At 70.6% G+C, this 15,170-nt stretch carries 16 protein-coding genes; 8 read left to right on the forward strand and 8 right to left on the reverse strand.

Annotated features, from left to right (window positions below; genetic code table 11):
• Nucleotides 1-59 precede the first annotated feature (59 nt).
• The 3 genes from BKA15_RS32670 to BKA15_RS32680 all read left to right on the forward strand — a co-directional run bounded on the left by BKA15_RS32670 (nt 60) and on the right by BKA15_RS32680 (nt 1,407).
• Nucleotides 60-356: a hypothetical protein gene (locus BKA15_RS32670; RefSeq protein ID WP_179757805.1), complete on the forward strand. Its 297-nt coding sequence runs from the start codon at nt 60-62 to the stop codon at nt 354-356.
• A gap of 108 nt (nt 357-464) precedes the next feature.
• Entirely contained in the window at nt 465-800 is a 336-nt protein-coding gene (locus tag BKA15_RS32675; protein WP_179757806.1) for an L-rhamnose mutarotase, read from the forward strand.
• 13 nt (nt 801-813) lie between these two features.
• On the forward strand, nt 814-1,407 hold the full coding sequence (locus BKA15_RS32680) for a M48 metallopeptidase family protein (protein ID WP_312879608.1): 594 nt from the start codon (nt 814-816) through the stop codon (nt 1,405-1,407).
• 4 nt (nt 1,408-1,411) lie between these two features.
• On the opposite strand, the gene BKA15_RS32685 is transcribed toward BKA15_RS32680, so the two are convergent.
• From BKA15_RS32685 to BKA15_RS32705, 5 genes are all read right to left on the reverse strand, one after another.
• Complete coding sequence (locus BKA15_RS32685; protein WP_179757807.1) at nt 1,412-2,299, reverse strand: LLM class F420-dependent oxidoreductase; 888 nt, start codon at nt 2,297-2,299, stop codon at nt 1,412-1,414.
• Between the two features lie 22 nt (nt 2,300-2,321).
• Nucleotides 2,322-2,723 (reverse strand): MarR family winged helix-turn-helix transcriptional regulator, encoded by a 402-nt coding sequence (locus tag BKA15_RS32690; RefSeq protein ID WP_179757808.1) that lies wholly within the window; start codon nt 2,721-2,723, stop codon nt 2,322-2,324.
• Nucleotides 2,724-3,657: 934 nt separating this feature from the next.
• Nucleotides 3,658-4,080: an OsmC family protein gene (locus BKA15_RS32695; RefSeq protein ID WP_179757809.1), complete on the reverse strand. Its 423-nt coding sequence runs from the start codon at nt 4,078-4,080 to the stop codon at nt 3,658-3,660.
• A gap of 45 nt (nt 4,081-4,125) precedes the next feature.
• Complete coding sequence (locus BKA15_RS32700) at nt 4,126-4,659, reverse strand: NUDIX hydrolase (protein WP_179757810.1); 534 nt, start codon at nt 4,657-4,659, stop codon at nt 4,126-4,128.
• Nucleotides 4,656-6,158, reverse strand: coding sequence for a zinc-dependent metalloprotease (locus tag BKA15_RS32705; RefSeq protein WP_179757811.1), 1,503 nt, complete (start codon nt 6,156-6,158; stop codon nt 4,656-4,658). Before BKA15_RS32705 ends, BKA15_RS32700 begins: the two co-directional genes overlap by 4 nt.
• Before the next feature lie 194 nt (nt 6,159-6,352).
• On the opposite strand from BKA15_RS32705, the gene BKA15_RS32710 reads away from it, so the two are divergent.
• The 4 genes from BKA15_RS32710 to BKA15_RS32725 are packed head-to-tail and all read left to right on the forward strand — an operon-like array spanning nt 6,353 to nt 11,244.
• Nucleotides 6,353-6,802, forward strand: coding sequence for a molybdenum cofactor biosynthesis protein MoaE (locus tag BKA15_RS32710; RefSeq protein ID WP_179757812.1), 450 nt, complete (start codon nt 6,353-6,355; stop codon nt 6,800-6,802).
• Nucleotides 6,799-7,839 (forward strand): YlbL family protein, encoded by a 1,041-nt coding sequence (locus BKA15_RS37125; RefSeq protein WP_179757813.1) that lies wholly within the window; start codon nt 6,799-6,801, stop codon nt 7,837-7,839. The genes BKA15_RS32710 and BKA15_RS37125 overlap by 4 nt, the downstream gene beginning before the upstream one ends.
• A gap of 7 nt (nt 7,840-7,846) precedes the next feature.
• The gene (locus BKA15_RS32720; protein ID WP_179757814.1) at nt 7,847-8,425 is read left to right on the forward strand and encodes a PPA1309 family protein; all 579 of its coding nucleotides are present in this window, start codon (nt 7,847-7,849) and stop codon (nt 8,423-8,425) included.
• Nucleotides 8,422-11,244 carry a UPF0182 family membrane protein gene (locus BKA15_RS32725; RefSeq protein ID WP_179757815.1) on the forward strand — a complete coding sequence of 941 codons (2,823 nt, stop codon included), beginning with the start codon at nt 8,422-8,424 and terminating at the stop codon, nt 11,242-11,244. The genes BKA15_RS32720 and BKA15_RS32725 overlap by 4 nt, the downstream gene beginning before the upstream one ends.
• Nucleotides 11,245-11,319: 75 nt before the next feature.
• On the opposite strand, the gene BKA15_RS32730 is transcribed toward BKA15_RS32725, so the two are convergent.
• From BKA15_RS32730 to BKA15_RS32740, 3 genes are read right to left on the reverse strand one after another with little or no spacing between them, the layout of a single operon-like run.
• Entirely contained in the window at nt 11,320-11,712 is a 393-nt protein-coding gene (locus BKA15_RS32730; protein WP_179757816.1) for a TFIIB-type zinc ribbon-containing protein, read from the reverse strand.
• A gap of 31 nt (nt 11,713-11,743) precedes the next feature.
• Nucleotides 11,744-13,093: a M16 family metallopeptidase gene (locus tag BKA15_RS32735; protein WP_179757817.1), complete on the reverse strand. Its 1,350-nt coding sequence runs from the start codon at nt 13,091-13,093 to the stop codon at nt 11,744-11,746.
• On the reverse strand, nt 13,090-14,406 hold the full coding sequence (locus tag BKA15_RS32740) for a M16 family metallopeptidase (RefSeq protein WP_179757818.1): 1,317 nt from the start codon (nt 14,404-14,406) through the stop codon (nt 13,090-13,092). Before BKA15_RS32740 ends, BKA15_RS32735 begins: the two co-directional genes overlap by 4 nt.
• A 60-nt stretch (nt 14,407-14,466) precedes the next feature.
• On the opposite strand from BKA15_RS32740, the gene BKA15_RS32745 reads away from it, so the two are divergent.
• On the forward strand, nt 14,467-15,129 hold the full coding sequence (locus BKA15_RS32745; protein ID WP_179757819.1) for a GOLPH3/VPS74 family protein: 663 nt from the start codon (nt 14,467-14,469) through the stop codon (nt 15,127-15,129).
• The last annotated feature ends 41 nt before the right edge of the window (nt 15,130-15,170 follow it).

The following is a 15,170-nucleotide window of genomic DNA, read 5'->3' on the forward strand; positions in this document are numbered from 1 at the left end:
GCTTGCGCTCACACATCGAATGACCGGGGGCCCCGAAACAGGGGAGGAGGTGAGAGGCGATGTCACAGGTCGTGATCAACTGTCCGTCTACGCACAAGGACATCCCGACCGGGATCGACCTCGACAAGGCGGCGTGGGATGCCATGAAGCTGGACCAGGGTGCGACTCAGTGCCTTTGGTGCGGCGAACTCCACGTCTGGTCGAAGCAGCAGGCTCGGCTCGAGGAACCCGCTGCGGCGGAGGAGTCGGAGGTCTCCGAGGAGACCGACCAGGCCGAGAAGACTGTGAAGCTCGAGAAGGCCCGGAAGTCGGAGGAGGCGCCCGTCGCCACCGAGCGGCTGGCGGCGTCCAACTAGCGGCGCGGAACTCGGTGCGAGGGGGTCGTACGGTGTCGGATGACGGCACCGGGCGGCCCCCTCGCCCGTGCCCGGACGTAGCACGAGAACGATCCCGGAGGAGAGTCGATGGCAAGGGTCTGCTTCACGGTGCAGGTCGATCCGGCACGGCTGGCGGAGTACCGGCAGCGGCACGACCCGGTCTGGCCCGAGATGCTGCGGGAGATCGAGGCCTCCGGCCGGCGCAACTACTCGCTGTTCCTGCGCGATGACGGACTGCTGATCGGCTACTACGAGACCGACTCCGACGAGGCGAGCGCCGCCTATCTGGCCCGGTCGGAGGTCGCCGCCCGCTGGGAGGCGTCGATGCAGGAGTTCTTCGTGGGGCTGGACCGACGCGCCGATGAGGCTGCGACTGTCGTACCCGAGGTGTTCAATCTGAAGCAGCAGTTGGGAGCTCTCTGACCGAGGAGGCGGGGTGGAGCAGGGCGAACCGCACGTGGTGGTGCGGCGGAGCGCGCGGCGGAAGCGCACGGTCACCGCGTACCGGGAGCGGGACGCGATCGTGGTCCTGATCCCGCAGCGGATGTCCAAGGCCGACGAGTCCCGGTTCGTCAGCGAGATGGTCAAGAAGGTGCTGGACCGGGAGATCCGGGACCGGGCACCGGCCGGCGACGCCGAGCTGCGTCGCCGGGCCGCCGACCTCTCCGAGCGATTCCTCGCACCGGCGCTGGGCTACCCGCCCCGGCCGACCCGGGTCAGCTGGGTGCACAACCAGCAACAGCGCTGGGGTTCCTGTACGCCGAGCACCGGCACCATCCGGCTCTCCCACCGGCTGCAGCCGATGCCGGCCTGGGTGGTCGACTACGTCCTGCTGCACGAGTTGGCGCACCTCGTCCACGGCGCCCATTCGCCCGAGTTCTGGGCCCTGGTCGATCGCTACCCGGAGGCCGCCAAGGCGCGCGGCTATCTGGAGGGCTACCTGGCCGGCCAGGGCACGCCGGCCGCCCAGGACGACGCCCCCGAGGCCGGCCCGGAGGCGTTGGGGCCGGGCGAGCCGCGGCTGTTCTGAGCGGCTACCCGAGCAGGGCGGGAGTGGGCCGGCCGAGCGGCGCCACCTCCTCGACGAGCTGCGCCAGGTAGTCGAACGCGCTCGGGTCCGCCGGGTCGGGCAGGTCGACGATCGCGAGGTCGACGCCCAGGTCCGCCAGGGCCTCGAAGCGGCGCCGGGCCGCGTCCAGGTCGCGCTCGCCGAGCCGGCCCATCGTGGTCTTGACGATGTCGTCGTACGGGCGCTCGGCCTCGTCGCAGCGCCGGCGCAGCACGTCCAGCTTCTGCTTCAGTGCGCCCGGTGCGGGAAGCTCGAAGAAGTTGTTGGCGTCGGCGTACTCGGCAATCAGGCGCATCGTCTTCCGTTCGCCCATGCCGCCGATCATGATCGGCGGCCGGCGCAGCGGCGCCGGGTGGTTCAGCGGCTGTTCCAGCCGGTAGTGCCGGCCCTCGATCGGGGTATCGTCACCGGCGAACATCCGGTGCGCGATCCGCAGCGTCTCCTCCAGCATCTCGAACCGCTGAGCCAGCGGCGGGAACGGTACGCCGAGCCCGCGCGACTCGTGCTCGTTCCAGGCCGCGCCGAGCCCCAGCCAGGACCGGCCGCCGGACAGCACGTCCAGCGTCGAGACGGTCTTCAGCAGCAGGCCCGGGTGTCGATAGTGCACACCGGTGACCAGAGCGCCCAGCTGCAGGGTGGTGGTCTGGCCCGCCGCCCAGGCGAGGGTCGAGTAGGCCTCGAGCATCGGGTCCTCCGGCGGCCCGGCGATCCCGATCTGGAAGAAATGATCCATCGGCCAGAAACTGTGGATGCCGGCCTGCTCGGCGTCCCGGACGATCCGGCTCAGGGCCGGTCCGATGGCGGCCGGCCCGTCGGGCAGGCCGAACTTCATGACGTGGAGTCCGATCTTCATGCGCCCATGTTAGCCGGCTAATCTAACCGGTGACGCGACCCAGGAGTTCCGCCAGCCGCGCCGCGTCGGCCTCGCTCAGTCGCGCGGTGATCAAGGCGTCGGCCTCCAGCCAGGCCTGCTCGACCGGCGCCTGCAGCGCGCGCCCGGCCTCGGTGAGGTGGACCGTCCTGGTCCGTCCGGGGCCCGGCTCGCGGCGCAGGTAGCCGGCCCGCTCCAGCCGCTGCAGCGCCTTGGTCACCGTCGGCGGCTCGACCCCGATCCGCGCGATCAGTTCGGACTGGGTGATCCCGTCCGACTCCCAGAGCCGGGCCAAGAGCAGATCCTGGCCGGGATGCAGCCCGACATCGGCGAGCACCGGCCAGATCGCCGGCCGGGCGGCCTTCGACGCCTTGAGCAGCCGGTACGCCAGCGTCGCCTCGATCACCCTCCCACCGTACAAACCGCCGACCGGTCACCACCGCGGCCGTTCTGCCGGCGTGTCGCAGCGGAAGTGACCGGCCGGCGCGGGAGAGGGGTGGGCCGGCGGGGCAGGAGTCGGTCCAGGTCGGTGTGGGGAGTTCTGCGGTGCGGCTCTGGGTTGGCCGTGGGAGGGGTGCCGGTCGGCGCGGAGAGAGGCCGGGTGGGGACAGGGGTGAACCGGTCGGATCAGGGCGAACCGCAAGATTTCGCGTCCGCTGCCTGAGCCGGGTCGACGGCATTTCTGCCGCTGCACCGAGAGTGACGTTGCGACCGCGATCGGGGGCCGGAGGAGGTCGCCAAGTCACCACTCGGTGAACCGAGCCCGACCTGGCCGGCGCGCCCTGGGGCCTGAGCCCAAGAATCTTCGGTTCGAGCGGGGAGATCGGTTCCGGTTCCACCCGGCCAGGTGGAGGTAGTGCTTCCGCCTTCGCACGGCGGATGTTGAGGTCGGCGGTTTCTTGACCACCACGGCACGAACGTGCTCGAGATCGACCCCGGACGACAACGATCCGGCCTGCCCGGACACGAACCGTTCGAATCGGGCCGTGCAGTCTCGTCAGGGCCCAACGGTCGAGGCGATTCCGGAGCGCGGCCGGGGCGGCTCGGTCCGCCCGGAATCACGGGTATCCAGTCTCGCGGTCGGAGCATGCTGTCGAGCGCCTTGACTCGAGTCCGAGTTCCCCAGCCCGAACGGGCGAGCCCACGGAGTGCTGTCCGGCGACGATGGGCCGTGACCGGCACGGGCGATCTGACTGTTCAGCGTCCGGAGACGTGAAACCGCCCCACCCTCGGGGGAAGGTGAGGCGGCGAGGCCGGCGCCAAGCGCGGCCTCACTGCGGCGCCGCAGGCATGGCCAGTTTGGCGGGATCGGAGCGGAGTGGCAACTCCGGTCCGTCGGCTCACTCGATCCGGGTCGCGATCGGCGTACCGAGCTCGATGGTCCGGCCGACCGTGCAGAGCCGGTCGTGGGACTGCGCGACGATCTTCGGCAACAGTTCACGGGCCGCTTCGCCGGCCTCGCCGTCGGGAAACGTCACGTCGAACGTCACGGCCAGGTCGGTCAGCCGGTTGCCCTGCTCGTCGCGGATCTTCTCCGCGTCGACCTCGACCCGGAACGAGTCGGGCTCGGCCCGTCGTGCGGTCACGGTGCCGACGTCGATCGCCGTACATGCGGCGATGGCGGCGAGCAGCAGCTCGACCGGGGTGAAGTCGCTGTCCGCCGACCCGATCGTGACCGTGCCGCCACGGACGTTGGTGGCCGTGAACGTGCCGTCGGCGTCCCGGGTGAGGGACACGGAGCGGTGCGTGGAGTCGTGCGCCATGGAGCAACCCTGCCAGAGCCCGCCACCGGTCATGATCAAGGACACTCAGCGAAGCAGCGCGGCCTGGACCAGCGATGTGACCGATCGGTCGTCGGCCGGGATCCGCTCCGGGTCGAACCAGCGGACGTCGTCCGACTCGTCGCTGACCACCGGATCGGGCCGCCCGGCCACGGTGGCCAGGAACTGGACGTCGAGATGATCACTGCCGCCCGGCCCGCAGAAGGCGACCCGGTGCCGGGACAGCCGCAGCGGGACCGGATCGATCGTGATCATGGACAGGCCGGTCTCCTCGGTCGCCTCCCGCAGGGCGGCCCCGGGCAGGCTGGTGTCGCCGGCCTCGAGGTGGCCACCGGCCTGCAGCCACCGGCCGACCTTGCGGTGCAGCACCAGCAGCACCTGTCCGGTCTCCGGCGCCTTGATCAGCGCGCTCGCGGTGAGGTGGGCGCCCGGGCAGTCGCGCGACCAGCCGTCCGGCCGCGCCCGAAGATGATCAAGGTACGCGAGCCGCAGCGACTCCTGGTCGGGATCGGCCGGACGCCAGCCGGACAGCACGTCGCGGCAGCTGTCGAGCAGGCTCACTCCTTGCCGGCCCCGCCCTCATGATCATCTCCGTCTTTCCGATCATGCTGCTCGTCGCGCTTCTCCTCGGCGTCCAGCAGTTCGGCCAGGGCGGCGTCGAAGTCGGAGTCGTCGGTTTTGGTCTCGCCGGAGACGAAGCCGAGCGGGTCGTCCAGGTCGGCCGAGGTCGGCAGCACGTCCGGGTGCGACCAGACCGCGTCCCGGCCGTCGACGCCACGGGCCTCGGCCAGCGCCGCCCACAGGTTCGCCGCGTCCCGCATCCGCCGCGGCCGGAGTTCCAGCCCGACCAGGGTCGCGAAGGTCGCCTCGGCCGGGCCGCCGGACGCCCGATTCCGCCGTACGGTCTCGGCCAGCGCATCGGCCGCCGGCATCCACTTCGAGGTCGCCCGGGTCACCACGTGGTCCACCCAGCCCTCGATCAGCGCCAGCATCGTCTCCAGCCGGTCCAGCGTCGCCTTCTGCTCGGGCGTCTTCTGCGGCTCGAACAGCCCGCCCTCCAGCGAGCGGCCGAGCTCCTCGAGGTTGTTCGGGTCGATCTGGCCGACCGCCTCCTCGAGCGCCGAGGTGTCGATCGTGATGCCGCGCGCGTACTCCTCGACCAGGGCCAGGACCTGCTCGCGCAGCCACGGCACGGCCGCGAAGAGCCGCTGCCGGGCGGCCTCCCGCAGGGCCAGATAGAGCAGGACGTCGCTCTGCTGCTGATCAAGTCCCTCGCCGAAGGCCTCGACGTTCGTCGGCAGCAGGGCCGCCTGGCCGGGCTTGCTCAGCGGCAGCCCGATGTCGGTCGCGCCAACGACCTCGGTGGCCAGCCGGCCCAGCGCCTGGCCGAGCTGCAGCCCGAACATCGAGGCACCGGAGGTCCGCAGCATCGGCCGCAGCATCTGTTCCAGGCCGGCCATCTGCGGCAGCTGCTGGAGCTCCTCGGAGTCGAGGCTGAAGCTGAGGGCGCCCTCCATCGCGTCGGCGATGTGGCTCGCGACCGGCTCGACCAGCCGGCGCCAGACCGGCAGCGTCTGCTCGACCCAGTCGGCCCGGCTCCAGGCCCGCATCGTGCCGGTGGTGCGGGGGAAGATCATCGCCTCGTCCAGCCACACCTCGGCGATCGACGCGGCCTGGTCGATTTCGCGCCGCTGCCGGTCGTCCGGGGTCGGGTCGGGACCGAGCGCGGCGACGGCCTTGCGTGCCGTGTCCTTGGTCACGTCCCAGTTCACGCCGGAGCCGGTCTCGGCTGTCTGGGAGAAGATCGAACCGGACCCGCCGAGCATCGCGAAAGCGTTCTGCAGTTGGCCGATCAGCGCGTTCATGTCCTGCGGATTCCCGGGTTCGCCCGGCTTGCCCAGACCGGCGTTGCCGCCGGCGAGCTGCGAGAACAAGGCCTCGAGGGGATTGGCCGGCCCGTCGCCGGACTTGTCCGAACGCGCGGCCTCGTCGGGTCCGGTCCCGTCGTCGGGCTCGCGGTCCGGGTCCGGCTGGTCGTCGGGGCGACGATCCTCGGCCATGGCCATCTCCTCGTGGGGTTCGTTGACGTCTTCCCACCACCGTACGCGTCCCCGCCCGAGCACCCCGTACCTGATCGCTGACAGCGCACAGTCTTGGTGCCGCACAGACCTGCGCACTCTCCGATTCCTGAGAATCGGCCGAGCGCGCCGTCCGCCCCGTTCGATCCACAGGCCCGCTGGGTAGGGTGCTGCGCATGGTTGCCGTCCGGCACGTCCAGATCACCCCGTCGCCGCTCAGCGTCGACCGGGTGCTCGCGGCCGTCGCGGACGACCACATCGGCGGGATCGGCCTCTTCGTCGGTACGGTGCGCCGGCGCGACGAGGGCCGCGAGGTGACCACGCTCGACTACACGGCGCACCCGTCCGCGGAGGCGGTGCTGACCGACCTGATCCGCCGTACGACAGCGGACCGCCCGGTGCTCACCGCGGCGGTCGAACACCGGACCGGGCGGCTCGAGATCGGCGACCTGGCCGTGATCGTCGCGGTCGGCGCGGAACACCGGGCCGAGGCGCTCGACGTGTGCCACGAACTGATCGACCGGATCAAGGCCGAGGTGCCGATCTGGAAGGAACAGGAGTACGCGGCGGGCGACACCTCCTGGGTCGGCCTGCCTGAGTCCCCGTCGGCCGGAGTGGTCGGGTGACCAAGCAGACCTGGACGGCCTTCTGCTCGGCGGCCGTGTTCATCGCGTTGACGGCTCTGCTGGTGTTCGTGCCGGCGCCGTACGTGTCCTGGTCGCCGGGCGGCGTGCAGGACACCCTCGGCGAGGTCAACGGCGCCCCGATCATCACGATCAAGGACACGCCGACGTATCCGACCAACGGCCGGCTCGACCTGACCACCGTCTCGGTGTCCCGGGTCGACGCCAGGGTCAGCCTGCCGGAGGCCGTGCTGTCGTACTGGCTGCCGGGGCGGGACGCGCTGCCGCGGGCCAGCGTCTACCGGGAGGGCACCTCGGTCGAGGAGTCCGAGCAGGAACAGACCGTGAGCATGGCGACGGCGCAGCACGATGCGATCGTGGCCGCGCTGCGGGCGGCGAACCGGCCGGTGCGGCCGATGCCGGTGGTGTCCTCGGTGATCGTGGACGGGCCGGCCCATGATCGACTGCAGCCCGGCGACTTGATCATGTCGGTGGACGGCCAGCCGGTCAGCCAGGTCGATCAGGCGGGTGCGTTGATCAAGCGGCACCGGGTCGGCTACCGGGTGCCGTTCGAGGTGCTGCGTGATCATCGCAAGGTGAAGGTCGTCGTCCAGACGGTCGAGTCGAAGACGGACCCCGGGGTGCCGATCGTCGGCATCACCATCGGGCTGGGCTATTCCTACGACCCGCAGATCGAATTCGATCTTGGTGACCGGATCGGCGGGCCGAGCGCCGGCCTGGTCTTCGCGCTGGCGATCTATGACAAGATCACGCCGGGGGAGCTGCTGGCCGGCCGGCACATCGCCGGCACCGGCACGATCGACCCGGACGGCAACGTCGGGGCGATCGGCGGACTGCAGGAGAAGATCACGGCCGCGGACAACGCCGGTGCCACGGTGTTCCTGGTGCCGGCACCCAACTGCCCGGAGCTCGCCGGGCTGCAGACCGACCTGGAGTTGATCAAGGTGACCACGCTGAAGGACGGTATCGACTCGTTGAGCCGGCTGGACCGGCCGGAGAGCCTGCCCCGATGCGGATGAGGATTCGATGAGTACGGACTCCGAAGGACCCGCCCAGGCCGACGAGGCACTGGTCGCGGCGTTGATCGAACTGGAACGGCACGTGGGCGAGGCCGGCTGGGACCAGCCGCCCCGGCTGTTCGCCCTGGTCCGCACCGACGACGTGATCGCCGCGGAACCGGGCCTGGTCGACCGGCTCGGCCTGCGCGGCAGCGCCGACGGTGCCCCGGCGGACGCGCTGACTGCGATCGAGCAAGATCATTTCCAGAGCACCGGCGACCTGGTGGCGGACCTGGCCCCGGTGATCTGGCCGGAACCGGTGTTCGGCTGCGCGATCGCGGCGGAGCGGACCTTCCTGCCGGCGGCCGCGGAGGCCGACCTGCCGGAGGACCCCGACCGGGCCGCCGAATTCGTCAATCAGCACCCGGACCGGCAGGATGTCCGAGTCGTGGTCGGAGTCGACCGGGCCGGCCATCGGCACGGCGTGGCCCGGCTGACCTCGCGCCCGGAGGACCTGCTGGCGGCACCGGACCTGGTGCCCGGGCTGGGCGCGGCACTAGCACATACGCTGAACAGTGAAGAGCCTGATGGTGAGGAGAGACCGTGAGTACGATTCGGCTGGGTAGGCCCCGGAGCGCCCTGCTGCCCACGCTGGTGATCGCGGCCGTGCTGGTGATCCTGTTCGCGATCTTCACCAACGTGTGGACCGATCGCCTCTGGTACGTCTCGTTCGACTTCGGCAGTGTGTTCAACACGATGTTGATCACCCGGATCGGGCTGTTCGCCTCGTTCGGGCTGCTGATGGCGGCGGTGGTCGCGGCCAACGCCGCGATCGCGTACCGGCTGCGGCCGCGGGTCCGCGGCGCGGGCCCGTCGAGTCCGCTGCTGGAGCGCTACCGGGAGGTGCTGGAGGCGCGGCTGGTCTGGGTGATCGTCAGCCTCGGCGTCGTCGTCGGCCTGTTCGCCGGAGCCACCGCGAGCGGGCAGGTGTTCACCTATCTGGCCTGGCGCAACTCGACGCCCTTCGGCACCACCGATCCGGTGTTCAACCTCGACATCGGCTTCTACGTCTTCGACTACCCGTGGTGGCGGTTCGCGCTGTCGTTCGTGTTCGTCGTGCTGCTGTTCAGCGCGACCGCGGCGGCGGTCATCCACTACCTGATGGGCGGACTGCGGCTGACCGGCCCGGCCCGGGGCGGCACGGCCGGCGCGCAGGCGCACCTGTCGATCCTGGTCGGCCTGGCGGTGTTGGTCCGCGGCGTCGGCTACTGGTTCGACCAGTACGGGCTGATGATCGCGGACGCGACGATCCTCACCGGCGTCAACTACACCGCCGACAACGCGACCCGCAACGCCGACGTGATCCTGGCGATCATCGCCGGCCTGTGTGCGCTGCTGTTCTTCGCCAACGCCGCGCTGCGCCGCTGGTCGGTCCCGATCATCGGGCTCACCCTGATGATCCTCTCCGCGATCATCCTCGGTGTGGTCTACCCGGCCGGTGTCCAGCTGCTCCAGGTCCGGGCGAACGAACCGGTCCGGGAGCGTCCGTACATCGAACGGAACATCGAGGCGACCCGGGAGGCCTACGGTGTCGCGGACGTCGAGATCGCCGACTACTCGGCCAAGACGTCGGCCACCGCCGGGCAGTTGCGGGCCGATGCCGAGGCGCTGCCGGGCATCCGGTTGATTGATCCCTCTCGGGTGGGCCCCGCGTTCGAACAGCTCCAGCAGGTCCGTGGCTACTACTCGTTCAGCGAGATCCTCGACGTCGACCGGTACACGATCGATGGCGCCGAGACCGATGCCGTTGTGGCGGTCCGGGAGATGAACCACCAGGGCATCGAAGCCCAGAACTGGAACAACCTGAAGCGTGTCTACACCCACGGCTACGGCCTGGTCGCCGCCTACGGCAACCGCCGGCAGCCCGGCGGGGAGCCGGAGTGGATCGTCCGGGACATCCCGCCGACCGGCAAGTTGACCGAGTACGAGCCGCGGATCTACTTCGGCGAGAAGCAGACGGACTACTCGATCGTCGGAGCTCCGGAGGGCGCGCCCGCGGTCGAGTTCGACACGCCGTCCGGTGGCGAGGGCGGCAACCCGGCGACGACCACGTACGAGGGCACGGGCGGGGTGCCGATCGGCGATTTCTGGAGCCGCATCCTCTACGCGGCGAAGTTCGCCGATGTGAACATCCTGCTGTCCACCGAGCTGAACCCCGAGTCCAAGATCATCTACGACCGGCAGCCGCGGGAACGGGTGATGAAGGCGGCTCCGTGGCTCCGGGTCGACAGCGACATGTACCCGGCGGTCGTCGACGGTCGGATCGTGTGGATCGCCGATGGCTACACGACGTCCAACTCCTATCCGTACAGCCAGCGGGTCTCGCTGGAGGAAGCGACGTCGGACTCGCGGACGCAGATGGGGCTGCCGGCCCAGCCGAACTCGGCGATCAACTACATGCGGAACTCGGTGAAGGCGACCGTCGACGCCTACGACGGCACGGTCACGCTCTACACCTGGGACGACACGGACCCGGTGTTGCAGACCTGGAAGAAGGCCTTCCCGGGCATCGTCAAGGACAAGACCGAGATCTCGGCCGACCTGCTCAAGCACCTGCGCTACCCGCAGGACATGTACAAGGTGCAGCGCGAGATCCTGGCGCGATACCACATCACCGATCCGCAGAACTGGTACCAGAACTCGGATCTCTGGCGGGTGCCGGACGATCCGCAGCAGACGGGTTCGAAGGAGACGCCGAACTTCCTGTCGATCAAGTGGCCGGGTGACGAGGCGCCAGTGTTCTCGCTGACCTCGACCTATGTCCCGGAGGGTCGGCAGAACCTCGCCGCCTACATGGCGGTGAATGCCGACGCGAGCAGCCCGGACTACGGCCGGTTGCGGATCCTGCGGATGTCCGCGCAGACCCAGATCGACGGTCCGGGCCAGACGGCGAACGTGTTCAACTCGAACGAAGTGGTGGCGGAACGGCTGCGTCCGTTCCAGCAGGGCACCGCCGCCGCACAGTTCGGGAACCTGCTGACCCTTCCGGTCGGCGGTGGGTTGATGTACGTGCAGCCGGTCTACACCCAGCGGCAGGGCAGCACCGGCGCCTATCCGGTGTTGCGGTTCGTGCTGGTCCGGTTCGGATCCTCGGTGGCGATCGGGGACACCCTTCAGGATGCGCTGGACCAGGTCTTCAAGGGTGACGCCGGTGCCACCACCGAGGAGGAGGGTGGCGACACGCCGCCCAAGCCCGGCGGTGACAACCCGGACAACCCGGCCGCCAGCGCGGCGATCGCGGCGGCGAACAAGGCGTTCGCGGAGGCCGACGCGGCCCTGAAGCGCGGCGACCTGGCCGGCTACCAGGCCAAGATCAGGGAAGCCCAGGAAGCGATCAAGCGGGCCGAGGAAGCGCTGAACCGGTAGGAAAGCAGAACGCGCCCCGATCCTGGCAAGGGCTCGGGGCGCGAGGCGCTTCGACAGGCTCAGCGCGCTCGAGGATTAGTCGAAGTCGAACAGGTCGCCGAGGAAGCCGCCCTTGCGGCGCCGCCGGTGACCCTGCTGGTAGCCGCCGTGGCGGTAGTCCGGCGAGTCGGGTGAGCCGGGGGAGCCGTAGCGGTAACGCTGCTGCTGGTAGCCCTGCTGCGGATATCCGACGCTCTCGTACGGATCCGGCGGCGGCGCGACTGGCGGTCGGGCCGGCTGGGCCTGAGTCGGTGCGGTGGCCGGCGGGTCCTGCCGCGGAGCGGCTGCACCGCCGGCGTTGTCGCGTTCGATGATCTTGTCGAGCTCGCCGCGATCGAGCCACACCCCGCGGCAGGTCGGGCAGTAGTCGATCTCGATGCCTTGGCGCTCGGACATCTGCAGGACGGTCTGATCCACGGGACATTGCATGCGGACCAGGGTAGCCGCGCGTCCGGCAGGGTCAGGGATGTTCGAGCACCACCAGGTCGTAGCCGAGCGCCCGGATCGGCTCGGCCAGCTTCTCCGCGTCGCCGGCCACGGCCAGGCTGAGCCGGTCCAGGTCGACCACCGAACGGTAGCCGGCGGTGGCCGATTCCGGCGTCACCTGCCGCAGTTCGGCCAGGTTCCGGTTCAGATGATCATCGTCCAGCCCGGCCAGCACCTGGCTGCCGGCCTGGTCGGCGACCCCGTCGGCGGTCGCGTAGCGCAGCGGCGACACCCCGGTGTAGTAGGCGACGGCGTCGCGCACCTCGTCGGCGGTGATCGGCTTCTCGGCGAGGTCGAGCAGCTCGCGGCCCTCGGCCAGGGCCGCCGCCGCGACCTCGGTACGGAAGGCTCCCTGGACGGCGTACGAACCGGCCCGGCGCAGCGGGCCGAACGCGAGATGGACGCCGTAGGTGTAGCCGCGGTCCTCCCGCAGCACCGCGTTCAGCCGGGACAGGAAGGCGCCGCCGACGGCGTAACCGGCGACCGTGACGTCGGCCCAGCGCGGGTCGGTCCGGTCGATCCCGAAGCCGCCCAGCCGCAGGTCGGCCTGGACGGCGCCGGGATGATCGATGATCACCGCCCGCGGCTCGGCCGGCCGGGGCAGCCGATGCTCCGGCGCCGGCTGCCCGGGCTCGGCGACCGTCCAGCCGCCGAACGCGTCGATGATCAACGGCAGCGGGTCCTCGGCGAAGTCGCCGGCCAGCACCAGCGTGGCCCGGTCCGGCCGGAAATGATCATGGTGGAAGGCTCGTACGGACTCCGGCGTGACCGCGGCCACCGTGTCCGGCTGGCCGCTGTTCATCCGGCTGGCCCGGCTCTCGGCAGCGAACACGCCGGACCGGAACGCGACGCTGGCCGACTGGGCCGGGTTGGCGTACACCTGGTCGATCTCGGCCAGCCGCAGCGTGACGTGCCGTTCCACGTCGCTGTCGGCGAAGGCCGGCTCGATGGCCGCCTCCGCGAACAGGTCCAGGGCCGGCCGGAGCCGGGAGGCGGGTACGTCGAGGACCGCCTGCAGCCCGGCCAGCGACACGTCGACGCCGAAGCCGGCGCCGAGCGTCTCCAGCTGTTCGGCGAACTCCTCGCCGCCGTGCCGCCGGGTGCCCTCGTCGAGGGTCCGGGCACAGATGGTGGCGACGCCCTCGAGGTCACGTGGCTCGGTGTCCAGCGGTGCGTCGATCACCAGATGGCCGGAGATCACGTGCTGCCCGGGCATCCGGTAGATCGCCACCGCGAGCCCGTTGTCCAGCCGGTGCCGTTCCGGGGTCGGGAACAGCCACTCCCGCGGCGGCTCGATCGACGGCTGGGGCAGGTGGGACGTCACGCGGACTCCTTGCGGTAGATCAGGGTGGCCCGATGATCGGGATCGAGCCGGTCGGTCAGGGCGGCCTCGATTTGATCTTGGTCGATCGCGGTGAAGGTGGCCAACCGGGAGTTGATCATGGTCGGGTCGCCGTGCAGGGTGGCGTACTCGCCGATCGTGTCGGCGCGGGAGTCGATCCGGGCCAGCTCGTTCAGCCAGTGGCGTTCGAACTGGGCCTTGGCCCGGCGGACCTCGATCTCGGTCGGGCCGTCGTTGCGGAGCCGGTGCACCTCGGCCAGCAGCGCCTCGGTCAGCCGCTCCGGCGTTACGCCGGACCGGGCCCGGGCGTAGCAGATCCCGATCGAGGTGCCGCCGATCAGCGGCATGGTCATCGCCGCCGCGCTCTCGGCCAGCTCGGCGCCGCGGACCAGGGCACGGTGCAGCCGAGACGTCTGGCCGTGGCCGAGCACGGACAGCGCCAGGTCGGCCGCGTCGAACTCCGGCGTGTCCCGGGTCGGCAGCCGCCAGGTCAGGTAGATCGCCTCGGCCGGCACCACGGCGGTCGTCTCGGCCTGCGGCAGCCCGGTGATCACCGGCAGCGGGGTCGGGTCCGGGTCGGCCGGCGCCGGTCCGGCCGCCAGGTCGCCGAAGTAGCGCTGGGCCCGTTCGAAGGCGTCCTCCGGATCAAGATCACCGGCGATGGTGAGCACCGCGTTGTTCGGCAGGTAGTGGGTGGCGAAGAACGCCCGGACGTCGTCCACGGTCGCCGCGTTCAGATCGTCCATCGAGCCGATCGTCGTATGCCCGTACGGATGGTCGGCCGGGAACGTCAGCTCGATCAGCCGCTGCATCGCGTCGCCGTAGGGGACGTTGTCGTAGCGCTGCCGCTTCTCCTCCTTGACCACCTCGCGCTGGGTGTCCAGGTTCTCCTGGGTCAGCGCGTCCAGCAGCGTGCCCAGCCGGTCCGCCTCGAGCCACAGAGCCAGATCGGCACCGCCGGTGGGCAGCGTCTCGAAGTAGTTGGTCCGGTCCATCGAGGTGGTCGCGTTGACCATCGCTCCGGCCGCCTGCATCAGCCCGATGTGCTGGCCGGCGGCGACGTTGGCCGAGCCCTGGAACATGATGTGCTCGAACAGGTGCGCGAACCCGGTCCGGCCCGGCTGCTCGTGTCGCGAGCCGACGTCGTACCAGAGATTGACCGCGACCGACGGCGCCCCGTGATCAGGGCTCGCGATCACCCGCAAGCCGTTGCCGAGCACGGTCTGAGAGATCGGGTACGACGTCGGCGACGGGCCCGGCAGGTCGGGTGGCGTCTCGGGTGCGGGCGAGCTCATGCAGGACATCACAGCACATCGGCGAAAGCGGTGACCGGGCACCGTCGGTACCGTGGTGGAATGCTCACCGCGGAGAGGTTCCTGCTGCTCTGCCTCGACCCGGAGTCCGGTCGGCGGGTCGCCGGTCGGAGCCATCTGGAACCGGCGCTGCACGGCGCCGTCGCCGCCGAACTCGTGCTGTGCGGGAGGATCGCGATCACGCCGGACAGTGACGGGCTGATGCGCCGGCGCCGACTCGCCGTCCTCGACCCCACACCGACCGGCGACGCAGTCCTGGACGCCATGCTGGCCGGGCTGGTGGCGAAACCGGACCAGAAGCTGTCGGAGGCCATCAACGCGTTCCGGTTCCGCCCGCTGATCAAGGACGTGTCGGGGCTGCTGTCCGGGCGGCTGGTCGCGGCCGGGATCCTGGGACAGCGGGCCGACCGGGTGCTCGGCGTGTTCCCGACCACGGCCTGGCCGATCCGCGATCCCCGGCCGGACCGGGTGACCCGGGAGCGGCTGCACTATGCGCTGATCGCGGACGGCCAGCCCGATCCGGAGACCTCGGTCCTGGTGGCCCTGGTGCTGGCGGCCGGGCTGCTGATCAAGCTCGTGCCGACCGAGGACCGGGCCCGGCTGCGGCGGCGGGCGAAGGACCTGGTCGGAGCTGATCCGCTGGCGAACCAGCTGAAGCTGGCCGTCGCCCAGGTGTACGCCAACCAGGCGTCGGCCAGCGGGTGATCAGGACCGGTCGAACCTGACGAAGCCACGCAGCGTCCCGT

It is taken from the genome of Microlunatus parietis (assembly GCF_013407955.1).
Lineage (GTDB): Bacteria > Actinomycetota > Actinomycetes > Propionibacteriales > Propionibacteriaceae > Microlunatus > Microlunatus parietis.